Origin of the sequence: Gemmatimonas sp., assembly GCF_044376735.1 — a bacterium.
Classification (GTDB): domain Bacteria; phylum Gemmatimonadota; class Gemmatimonadetes; order Gemmatimonadales; family Gemmatimonadaceae; genus Gemmatimonas.
Map to the genome: position 1 here is coordinate 1 of NZ_JBILKJ010000093.1, position 10,525 is coordinate 10,525.

Here is a 10,525-nt window from a genome sequence, read left to right on the forward strand (position 1 = left end):
GCCCTTCGTGCCACCGCCGCGCGCCGTGCTCACCATGCGATGGGATGAGAAGGTACCGGGCCGTCATGTGTCGCTCTCGAGTGAGTGGAACGCCAGACAAACGCGCACGTTCCGCAGCGACTTCGCACCCAAGGCGTGGAACGTGGTGTCAGCGTCGGCGGGACTGAGTCGCCTCACTCCACGCGGACTCGTGCACGTGGATGTGAGCGTGCGCAATCTGTTCGACACGCGCTACCGCGACTTCATGTCGCGCTATAAGGAATTCGCGGACGCGGCGGGACGCGCCTTCGTGGTCCGCGTCTCAGCCGATTTGTGATTGGCTACGCGTTGAGATCGTGGTGCCGTTGCGCTCAGGCTTGTACGTCGACGTGAAACGGCGCTGCGTTCGGTGACCGGCGTGCGGTTCGGGCGCGCGCGCTCCCCTTCGCGGCTTTCCTGCGCCGGGATGGCCGCGCGCCGTTCGCTACGCTCCGGCGCCGGCCCCTCCGACGCAGAGAGCCGCTGTGGGGAGCCACGCCCCTCCCCGCGGCCGGGCGAGGGCGGTGTGAATGCACTCCGAAGCAAGCGCTGGTATCACCGCACTGCCCGCCCACACCGCCCCCCTCGTATCCGCTAAGCGCGCGTCCCCCACACAAAGGCCGGCGTCCGCTCGGAGCGTGTCGCGCACACCTGGCCGCGGCACGAACGCCGGATGCGCTGCGCCCTGTGCTGCCGTTCCCCCGCGGCCGCTACCGCCCCGTCACCGCCAGGGCGCGACGGGGGTCCCTGCAGCCGCCTCTGCGTGGGAGGGGCCGGCGACGGAGCGAAGCGACAGGCGCGCGGCCATCCCCGCGCAGCAAGCGGCGAAAGGGATCCGCCCGCTCGCGCCCGACGCGGCCACACCGAAGCCGCGGCTACTTGCCAGTCGCCGTCCGCCGCGCAGCTTCTGGATATGCTGACTACCCGCTCCCTCGCGCTCGCCGCCGCCGTTCTGGTGGCGACCACCGTCCGTCCTGGCCAGGCGCAAACGGCGCCCACAACAGCGCCTCCCGCCTGGGCGGCCCGCCTCGACAGCGTGGCCCTCGCCGCGCTCAGCAGCTCCAAAGCCCCCGGTGCCACCGTGGCGGTGGTCGTGAACGGGCGCCTCGCCTACGCGCAGGGCTATGGCCTCGCGAACGTGGAGACGAAGCAACGGATGACCCCCGACATGCTGCTGCGCGTTGGCTCGGTCACCAAGATGTTCACCGGCACGATGCTGGCCGAGTTGGCCGAGCAGCAGCGTATCGACATGGCGCAGCCGATCGGCGAGATCGTGCCGTCACTCAAGGGAAAGAAGGTCGGCGCCGTGACCACACAGCAGCTCATGACGCACAGCGCCGGATGGCTCGACAACGCCGTCCCGTACGGACGCATGGGTGAGGGCGCCCTCGGCGAAGTGATGCGTGAAGTGAGCGACTCCCTGTTCTTTACCGAGCCGGGACGCACCTTCTCGTACTCGAACCCCAGCATCTCGATGGCGGGGTACGTGGGCGAAGTGGCCGGCAAGCAGCGCTTCGCCGCGTTGGTGGAGTCGCTGGTCATGCGACCGGCCGGCATGCGCCTCAGCACCTTCAAGCCGCTCGAAGCGCTTACCTATCCCATCGCGCTAGGCCATCAGGCCGGCGCGAACGGCATGCAGATCGTGCGACCGATGCCGGAGAACACGGCCCAGTGGGCCGCGGGATTTCTGTTCGCCACGGCGCCGGAGTTGGCGCGGTACACGATCGCCCTGATGAACGGCGGCATGATTGACGGCGCGCAGGCCTTCTCGGCCGGTGCCGTCCGCCGGGTGACCACCGGCTACGTGGCGCATCCCGGCGGCTCGGGACTCGATTCAGCGATGTACGGCTATGGCCTCTTGGTCGGTCGCTCGGGCACCGATCGCGTCTGGACGCACGGCGGCTCGATCAACGGCTACAACGCAAGCATCACGATGCTTCCCGACCGCAAGGCGGCCGTCATCGTGCTCGTGAACGGGCCGGGCGTCGGCATCGACGCCATCGAGTCGGCGGCGCTACAGATGGCGGTCGGCTACACCGAGCCCAAGGTCTCGGCGCCCGCGCCGCGTGAGGCCAACGCCAGCGAGCGCGCCGCGCTGGTCGGTCGCTATGCGCAGGGGCGGAACGTGCTCGAGGTGCTCGAGCAGGACGGCGCGCTCCGGGTGAAACAGGGCGTCGCCGTTATGAACGCGAAACTCGTGGGCGCCAACGAACTGCTGGTCACCCCGCCGCAGGGGTCGGCACTCCACATCTTCGTCCGATCCGAAAACGGCCGGGCCACGTATCTCTACGCCGGCTCGCGGGCCTACGCCCGACAGTAGGGCATCGGCTTGCGCCGCCTCGGCTCACGCCGACTCGGCCTAAGCCGGGTGCATATACGCCGAGAACAGGGAGACCATGTCCGGCGGGATTCGGGTGATCCGCCCCGTGTCGCGCGCAATCAGTGTCCACAGCGACCGTCCGCGGGCCAGCACGTGGTCGTCCGAGGTCCGCACGATCTCGGTATTCCGCTCGAAACGCCGGGAATCCACGGCCCCGATCCAGGTCCGCGCCACGATCGCGTCACCGAACACCGCTTCGCGGCGATAGTCGATTTCATGGCGCGTGGCGACCCAGCCGTACGTCTGCTTCATCTCGTCGGAGGCACTGGCATTCCAGTGGGCCAGCGCCACGTCGAAGATCCAGCGGAGGTACACCACGTTGTTCACGTGGTCGTTGTCGTCGATATCCGCCGGCAGCACGGTGATCGGGATATCGAAGACCTGCAGGCCGTGCTTGGCGAACGACATTCGGGGGAGGGGTTGAGGTCCTTGGAGCCGGAGGGGAAGTTAGCACGATGCGATTCTCATCGGGACGAGCCCTCCGCGACCAGCCGGCCCATGCCGTGACCTTCTTCGGCATGTCCGGCGTGGGTAAGACCACCCTGGCCGGGTTGCTGCAGAAGCACGACTGGTTCCAGTACTCCGTCGATTATCGCATCGGCACGCGATACATGGACGAGCACATCGTCGACAACTTCAAGCGGGAGGCGATGCGCAATCCCTTTCTGCGCCAGTTGCTGCGCTCGGACTCGATCTACATCCGCTCCAACATCTCGTTCGAAAATCTGAGTCCGCTCTCCACCTATCTGGGGAAGCCCGGTAACCCGGAGCTCGGCGGGCTCTCGTTCGACGAGTACCGTCGGCGTCAGGCGCAGCACCGCGTGGCCGAGATCCGCGCGCTGCTCGATGTGCCGGAGTTCATCGAGCGGGCCAAGGAGATCTATGGGTACTCGCATTTCGTCTGCGACTCCGGTGGCAGCCTGTGCGAAGTCGTCGACCCCCACGACGAAGCGGACCCGGTGCTACAGTGTCTCGCCGACCATACGATGCTCGTGTATATCCGCGGCACGCCGGAGCACACGCGCATGCTGGTCGATCGGTTTCGCGCACACCCCAAACCGATGTACTACAACCCGGCGTTTCTCGACGCCAAGTGGACCGAGTACAAGTCGCTGCGTGACATCACGCAGGACGAGCAGGTAGACCCCGACGACTTCGCGGTGTGGGGATTCGAGCAATTGCTCGCCCACCGTATCCCCCTTTATGAAGCGGTCGCTCAACGCTATGGCTACGTGATCGACATGAACGATGTGCCCGGTGTGCGCACCGAGTCCGACCTCCTCGACCTCTTGGCCCGCACGATCGACGCGCAGGTGATGGCATGAGCGCGCCGGTCGTAGTGGAAGTCGGCGCCCCGAAATCGGCGAGCACCCGACTGCGCTCCATCGTGGGCGGTTCCGTCGGCAACCTGGTCGAGTGGTACGACTGGTACGTCTACTCCGCCTTCTCGCTGTACTTCGCCAAGAGCTTCTTCCCGCCCGCCAACCAAACGGTGCAGCTGCTGAACGCAGCCGCGGTGTTCGCCGTCGGCTTTCTCATGCGCCCCGCCGGCGGGTGGCTGATGGGACGCTACGCCGACAAGCACGGACGTCGCGCCGCGCTCACGTTGTCGGTGCTCTTGATGTGCGGCGGCTCCCTGTTGATCGCCATCACGCCCAGCTACGCGAAGATCGGCGTGATCGCGCCGGCCATGCTCGTGCTGGCTCGCCTGCTGCAGGGGCTGAGTGTGGGCGGCGAGTACGGTGCCAGCGCCACGTATCTCAGTGAGATGGCCGGGAAAGCCCACCGTGGTTTCTGGTCGAGCTTCCAGTACGTCACCCTCATCATGGGGCAGTTGTTGGCGCTGGCGATGCTGCTGCTGTTGCAGCGCACGATGGCGCCGGCCGAATTGGAGTCGTGGGGCTGGCGTATTCCGTTTATCGTCGGTGCCGCGTTGGCCGTCGTTGCCGTGGCCATGCGCCGCGGCCTCGAGGAAACCTCTGCGTTCGAGAAGGATCGCGCATCACGTCCGCCCCAGAGCGCGGCCGCCACGGTGCGTGGCCTGATGGCCCATCCGCGGGCCGTTCTCACCGTGGTCGGTCTCACCGCTGGCGGCACGGTCGCGTTCTACACGTTCACGACGTACGCGCAGAAGTTCCTGGTGAACACCGCCGGCTTCAGCAAGAGCGACGCCACGTATGTCAACGCGATCTCCCTGCTGATCTACATGATGCTGCAGCCGGCAGTCGGCGCCCTCTCCGACCGCATCGGCCGCCGGCCGGTGCTCACGGCCTTCGGCGTGCTCGGCACCCTCGGCACGATTCCGCTGCTTACCGCGCTCGAAGGCGCCCGCACGATTCCGCAAGCGCTCACGCTGCTGGTCATCGCCCTCGTCGCGGTGAGCGGCTACACCGCCATCAACGCGGTGGTGAAGGCCGAGCTATTCCCGACCAGCATTCGCGCCCTCGGTGTCGGCTTCCCCTACGCCGTGGCGGTGTCGGTGTTCGGTGGCACCGCGGAATACTTCGCGCTCTGGTTCAAGAACATGGGCCACGAGCGCTGGTTCTACTGGTACGTCACCGGCTGCATTCTGGCCTCATTGGTGGTGTATGCCACCATGCCGGAAACACGCGACAACACGCACATGGACGAATAGCAACGGCGCGGAGCGCGACTACGGGCGCCACACAGCGTCTGGACTCGCGTTCCCCACCTTGTCGATCGCATTCACCACCACGCCGTCGGTGCCGGCCGTTGGCACGTCGGCGGTCAACGCCGACGCCCGCTGCAGCCGCTGCGACCACCTGCCGCCCGTACGCCAACGAATCAGGTACCACGACAGCGGTTCACTGGTCACCGGTGTGATCGACACCCGCAGCACGTCCCCCAGCGACGTCACCCCGATCGTCGGCGTCGGTGGCGCCGTGGCGTCCAGCCACGACGTGGCAGGCGGCAGCGCCCGCGCCGCGAACACGCCACCGGCCAGCAGCGACCGCAACCCTCCGCGGTCGTTCACCACCACGGTCGTGTTGTACAACAACGAACCGGTCGACCCGCCCGTGGCCGCGTTCTGACCGCGCGTGAGCTCCACCTGGGCCGGAATCTCGCTGGCCGCATAGGCACTCGTGCTGCCGTCGCTCACGCGATAGGCCGCCAGCCCGGGCCAGAGGTGACGACGCATCGTGTTCTGCTGCCCCCACCACGTCAGTAACGCGCCGAAGCTCTGGCCGGTCGAAGCAATCGACCAGTACAGCTGCGGCGCGAAGTAGTCCACCCAGCCCCGCTGCAACCACGTGCGCGAATCAGCGTAGATCGACGCGTAGGAATCGAGGCCCACGATGCCCGCCGGGCTGCCGGGACGCCAGATGCCGAACGGACTGATCCCTACACGGGCCGTGGGCGACGCGAGATGCGCGTCGCGATACAGGCGTTCCACGAACCGATTCACGTTGTCACGTCGCCAGTCGGCGCGGGCCAGCAGTCCCCCGCCCCGCTGATAGCTGGCGTAGGTGGCACTGTCGGGGAAATCGAGCCCCGCGCATCTCGTGTCCGGATACGGATAGAAGTAGTCGTCGAGATGCACCGCGTCCACGTCGTATCGCCGGAGCACATCGGTGATCACGGCGATGGCCTGATCCTGCACAGCGGCCTCACCCGGATCGAACCACAGCTGCGTGCAGTACTTCCGCGTGAGCTCGGGCCGACGCACCGCGAAGTGCGTGGCCGCCAGGCGGAGCGTATCGCTCAGGTTCGCCGCGCGGAACGGATTGAACCAGGCGTGCACTTCGAGACCGCGCAACCGGGCCTGCGTGATGGCATACGCCAGCGGATCGTAGCCGGGGTCGACGCCTTGCGTACCCGTCAGCGAGCGCGACCACGGCTCGAGTGTGGAGGGGAAGAGGGCGTCGCCGGCCGCCCGCACCTGCAGCACGATGGCATTCAAGCCAGCCTGCTCCGCCGCATCCAGAATCGACGAGAACTCGGCCTGTTGCTGCGCCACCGGGAGGCCGCTGCGCGACGGCCAGTCGATGTTGGCCACGGTCGCGATCCACATCCCCCGGAATTCGCGCGTCACCGCCGGCACGGTCAACGCCACCGGAGGCGGAGGCGGAGGCGGCGGGGAGATCACCGGCGCCGTTGGGGACTCCCCCGCGGCGCAGGCGCCAAGCAGCGTGGCACCGATGACCGCCGTCGACGCCCGTAGAGTAGCCTTGATCCATTGCATGGCGTAGCTTCGCCACATCCACCCCGATCCGGAAGCATCACTCGCATCATCGGCGGATCGGTTCCGCTCATGTGACTGTCCCTCCGACACGCCTCGTCATGCCTCGTGCGTCGAGTCCCTTGTTGCGCGGCGCGATCGCGCTCGCCGCGGTCGTCCTGGCCACCACGCCGCTCCGCGCGCAGCGTGCTCCGCGTCCCGCCACCGCGCTGCGTCACGGCTTCGCCCTCGACCGACTGGCGCGTATCGACTCGATGCTCGACGCCGCCGTCGCGAAGGAGGAAATCGCCGGCGCCGTGGCGCTGGTGCTGCGCGACGACCAGGTGGTGTACGAACGCGCCGTCGGCTGGAGCGATCGCGAGGCGCAGCGACGCATGACGCCCGACGCGGTGTTCCGCATTGCCTCGCAGAGCAAGGCGCTCACCAGTGCCGCCGTGCTCATGCTGCTCGAAGAAGGCCGACTCACGCTCGCCACACCGGCCAGTCGCTTCCTGCCCTCGTTTGCACGGACCACCGTCGCCACGCGCACCGATAGCGGCGTCGCCATCGTCCCGGCCAAGCGCCCGATCACCATTCGCGATCTGCTCACGCACACCGCCGGCATTTCCTACGGCACCGACGCATCAGTGCGCGCCCGCTACGAGCCGATGGGGCTCGGCCCCGCTGCCGGCTTCGGGTGGTACACCGCCGACAAGACCGAGCCGATCTGCGCCACCATGGACAAACTCGGCGCGCTCCCCTTCGTGGCGCAGCCCGGCGAGGCGTGGGTGTACGGCTACAACACCGATATTCTCGGATGCATCGTGGAGCGCGCCTCGGGCGTGCCGCTCGACGCCTTTCTCCGCACGCGCATCACGCAGCCGCTGGGCATGCGCGATACGCACTTCTTTCTGCCCATCGCCCAACGCGACCGACTGGTCGCGGTGTACGCCAACGACTCTGGCCGGGTCCGTCGCGCCGCCGACGGCGCCCGTGGACAGGGACACTACGTCGATGGGCCGCGCGTCAGCTTTGCGGGAGGAGCGGGGATCGTGTCCACGGCCCGCGACTACGCGCGCTTCCTGCAGATGATCGCGCACGGCGGCCGCTGGAACGGTCGACAATATCTCGCGCCACACACCGTCGCCCTGATGACCACCAATCAGGTGGGGACGCTGCACGGCACCACCACCGGCTTCGGCCTCGGCTTCGAGACCACGGAGCGCTACGGCGCCACCGGCTCGTCGTCGGTCGGCACCTTCGGCTGGGCCGGGGCCTACGGATCGAACTACAAGGTCGATCCGGCGGAAGGGCTCGTCATCGTGTTCATGATCAACCAACTCCCCAGCGGCACCGACGTGGTCGGTCGGTTCCAGACGATGCTCTACAGCGCGCTCGTCGACGCGCGCGCGATGCGCTGACGGCGCGTCACGATCGCCTCCATGCAGATCGGGATCGACCTGGGCGGGACCAAGATCGAAGGCATCGCCCTCGACGACGCGGGGACGACGCTCGCCCGCCAGCGGGTGGCGACGCCGCGCGACTACGCCGGAACCATCGCCGCCATCGTCTCGCTGGTCACCGGGTTGGAGACGGCCACCGGACGTCGCGGAACCATTGGCATCGGGATTCCAGGTGCGGTGGTACCGGATACGGGGCTCGTGAAGAATGCCAACTCGGTGTGGCTGATCGGGCAGCCCCTCGGTGCCGACCTCGCCGCGCAGCTCCGCCGTGAGGTTCGGCTCGACAATGATGCGAACTGCTTCGCCCTCTCCGAGGCGAGCGATGGCGCGGCGGCCGGCGCCGAGGTGGTGTTCGGCGTCATCATGGGCACCGGCGTGGGAGGTGGCCTCATTGTGCGCGGACGCGCCCTCGGCGGACGCAATCTCATTGCCGGCGAGTGGGGGCATAATCCCCTCCCCTGGCCACGCCCCGACGAGCTGCCCGGCCCCCTCTGCTACTGCGGCAAGCATGGCTGCATCGAGAGCTGGATCTCGGGGCCGGCCGTGGCCGCGGATCATCTCCGCGTCACCGGGCAGTCGCTCGCCACGCCGGACATCATCGCGGCGGCCGAGGCGGGACACATGGCAGCGCAGGCCACCCGGGTCCGGCTCATCGATCGCGCCGCGCGCAGTCTCGCCACCGTCATCAATCTGCTCGACCCCGACGTGGTCGTTCTCGGCGGCGGACTGTCGAACATTCCGGGAATCGCCGACGACATCACGGCGCAGCTGCCGGCGTGGGTGTTCTCGAACGACGTACGCACACCGATCGTGCGCCATCGCCACGGTGATTCGAGCGGTGTGCGCGGCGCGGCGTGGCTGTGGCCGGCATCGTAGCGGCGCTGCTTGCCCTGTTGGTACTGGCCGGCGCCCTCTGGATAATGCGCCGCGTGCTGCACGTGTACGCCAAACGGGCCGGTCGTCGCACCGTGATGCATGCGCGGGTGCGGATCGACCGCTACAAGCTCACGCGCAAGGCGTACGTGATCGAGGCCCTGTTGGCCGACGAGGCGATCGCCGACGCCGTGCGCGCGCATGTCACCGGTACGGGGGAGCACGAAGACGACACGTGGCGGCGCGTGCGGCGCTACCTCGACGAGATCGTGCCGTTCTTCAACATCCTCGCCTACTACCGTCTCGGCTACTGGGTCAGTCGCGCCGCGCTGGGGCTGTTCTACAAGGTGTCGGTGGAGTACGAGCGCCCCGATCCGTTCCGCGGGGTGCCGCGCAACTCGGTCGTGATCTATCTCATGAACCACCGGTCCAACGCCGACTACGTGTTGGTGGCGTACGTGATGATGGGGGCCGTGTCGATCTCGTACGCCGTTGGCGAATGGGCGCGCGCCTTTCCGCTGGAAGTGCTGTTCAAGAGCTTCGGGTCGTATTTCATTCGTCGGCGGTATCGCGAACCGCTGTACCACGCGGTGCTGCAGTCGTACGTGCAGTTGATCACGCGCAACAGCGTGACGCAGGGGATCTTTCCCGAAGGCGGCCTCACGCGCGACGGCGCCCTGCGCCCCGCCAAGATCGGCCTGCTCGACTATGCACTGGGCGTGGCCCGCGATCCGGAGGTGCGCGCCCGCATGTACGTCGTACCGGTGGGCATCAACTACGACCGCGTGCTCGAAGACCGCACGCTGCTGCGCGAGCTCGAGACCAAGCGGCAGGTGCCCGCCCGTGACCGCATCGCGCAGGCCGCCGACGTGGGCCGGTTCATGCTCTGGAACGTGGGCCGCGTGCTCACCCGGCGGTGGCGGCGCTACGGCCGTGCCGCCGTGACCATCGGAACGCCGGTGTCGGTCGACAGCTGGCTTTCCGGGCTCGAGGCGCAGGGGGTGTCGTTGTTCGAGGCACCGCGAGCCGACCGGCTGCCGCTCGTACAGCAGTTTTGTGATGACGTGCTGCACCGGATCGGGGCCATCATCCCCGTGACACCCGTGCCGCTCGCCTGTGCGGCGCTGGCGAGCTTCGACGCCGATTACGTGACGCGGGCGGCGCTGCTGGAGCGAATGCAGGCCATGCGGGAAGTCGTGGCGGAGTTCAACGGACGGGTGCTGCGCGCCGACCGGGACATTGCCGAGACCTTCGACCGGGCCTACCGGATGCTCCGGATGCGTCGCGTCATTGCCCGGACCGGTGAGGGGTTTCTCATTCTGCCCAACGGGCGCCCACTGATCACCTACTACGCGAACAGCATCGTGCACCTGCTGGGCCCCTTCGCCGAGGGAATGCGAGCCCGGGACGCGCTCCCGCTGCACGACTGGGAGCGGGACGCGCTTGTCCGCAGTCGGGCCCCGGGGTAGCATACGGACGTTCGTCGCAGGTGCAGCAGCTGGCCTATCGTATAACGGCTATTACCTCGGCCTTTGAAGCCGATGATCTCGGTTCGATTCCGAGTGGGCCTATCGCAGTCGCAGTTCGCGTCGCGCCGGACTTGAAGCCGCG

9 protein-coding genes and 1 tRNA gene are annotated in these 10,525 nt (G+C 67.8%); 8 read left to right on the forward strand and 2 right to left on the reverse strand.

Going from position 1 to position 10,525, the window contains the following annotated elements:
• Together ACIRA7_RS11765 and ACIRA7_RS11770 are read left to right on the forward strand one after the other, a co-directional pair.
• A partial coding sequence (locus tag ACIRA7_RS11765; protein WP_396221036.1) for a hypothetical protein occupies positions 1-316 on the forward strand: 316 nt, incomplete at its 5' end.
• Positions 317-931: 615 nt separating this feature from the next.
• Positions 932-2,338, forward strand: coding sequence for a serine hydrolase domain-containing protein (locus ACIRA7_RS11770; protein ID WP_396221037.1), 1,407 nt, complete (start codon positions 932-934; stop codon positions 2,336-2,338).
• 39 nt (positions 2,339-2,377) lie between these two features.
• Here ACIRA7_RS11770 and ACIRA7_RS11775 read toward each other — a convergent pair whose 3' ends face one another.
• A complete protein-coding gene (locus ACIRA7_RS11775; protein WP_396221038.1) occupies positions 2,378-2,806 on the reverse strand; it encodes an acyl-CoA thioesterase in 429 nt (142 codons plus the stop codon).
• Between the two features lie 47 nt (positions 2,807-2,853).
• On the opposite strand from ACIRA7_RS11775, the gene ACIRA7_RS11780 reads away from it, so the two are divergent.
• Complete coding sequence (locus ACIRA7_RS11780) at positions 2,854-3,723, forward strand: ATPase (RefSeq protein WP_396221039.1); 870 nt, start codon at positions 2,854-2,856, stop codon at positions 3,721-3,723.
• Complete coding sequence (locus ACIRA7_RS11785) at positions 3,720-5,033, forward strand: MFS transporter (RefSeq protein WP_396221040.1); 1,314 nt, start codon at positions 3,720-3,722, stop codon at positions 5,031-5,033. The genes ACIRA7_RS11780 and ACIRA7_RS11785 overlap by 4 nt, the downstream gene beginning before the upstream one ends.
• 18 nt (positions 5,034-5,051) lie before the next feature.
• On the opposite strand, the gene ACIRA7_RS11790 is transcribed toward ACIRA7_RS11785, so the two are convergent.
• Complete coding sequence (locus tag ACIRA7_RS11790; protein ID WP_396221041.1) at positions 5,052-6,602, reverse strand: glycoside hydrolase family 10 protein; 1,551 nt, start codon at positions 6,600-6,602, stop codon at positions 5,052-5,054.
• 98 nt (positions 6,603-6,700) lie between these two features.
• Between ACIRA7_RS11790 and ACIRA7_RS11795 the strand changes: the two genes are divergently transcribed.
• The 4 genes from ACIRA7_RS11795 (at position 6,701) to ACIRA7_RS11810 (ending at position 10,485) form a co-directional block, all read left to right on the forward strand.
• Complete coding sequence (locus ACIRA7_RS11795) at positions 6,701-7,999, forward strand: serine hydrolase domain-containing protein (RefSeq protein WP_396221042.1); 1,299 nt, start codon at positions 6,701-6,703, stop codon at positions 7,997-7,999.
• 21 nt (positions 8,000-8,020) lie between these two features.
• Positions 8,021-8,917: an ROK family protein gene (locus tag ACIRA7_RS11800; protein ID WP_396221043.1), complete on the forward strand. Its 897-nt coding sequence runs from the start codon at positions 8,021-8,023 to the stop codon at positions 8,915-8,917.
• Complete coding sequence (locus ACIRA7_RS11805; RefSeq protein ID WP_396221044.1) at positions 8,896-10,383, forward strand: 1-acyl-sn-glycerol-3-phosphate acyltransferase; 1,488 nt, start codon at positions 8,896-8,898, stop codon at positions 10,381-10,383. The genes ACIRA7_RS11800 and ACIRA7_RS11805 overlap by 22 nt, the downstream gene beginning before the upstream one ends.
• A gap of 31 nt (positions 10,384-10,414) precedes the next feature.
• Positions 10,415-10,485, forward strand: a tRNA-Gln gene (locus tag ACIRA7_RS11810).
• The last annotated feature ends 40 nt before the right edge of the window (positions 10,486-10,525 follow it).

What these genes read in the sequence shown, in the direction of transcription:
- ACIRA7_RS11790 (WP_396221041.1), bottom strand. Translation starts at nt 6,602, where the DNA reads ATGCAATGGATCAAGGCTACTCTACGGGCGTCGACGGCGGTCATCGGT.
- ACIRA7_RS11780 (WP_396221039.1), top strand. Translation starts at nt 2,854, where the DNA reads ATGCGATTCTCATCGGGACGAGCCCTCCGCGACCAGCCGGCCCATGCC.
- ACIRA7_RS11785 (WP_396221040.1), top strand. Translation starts at nt 3,720, where the DNA reads ATGAGCGCGCCGGTCGTAGTGGAAGTCGGCGCCCCGAAATCGGCGAGC.
- ACIRA7_RS11770 (WP_396221037.1), top strand. Translation starts at nt 932, where the DNA reads ATGCTGACTACCCGCTCCCTCGCGCTCGCCGCCGCCGTTCTGGTGGCG.
- ACIRA7_RS11795 (WP_396221042.1), top strand. Translation starts at nt 6,701, where the DNA reads ATGCCTCGTGCGTCGAGTCCCTTGTTGCGCGGCGCGATCGCGCTCGCC.
- ACIRA7_RS11800 (WP_396221043.1), top strand. Translation starts at nt 8,021, where the DNA reads ATGCAGATCGGGATCGACCTGGGCGGGACCAAGATCGAAGGCATCGCC.
- ACIRA7_RS11775 (WP_396221038.1), bottom strand. Translation starts at nt 2,806, where the DNA reads ATGTCGTTCGCCAAGCACGGCCTGCAGGTCTTCGATATCCCGATCACC.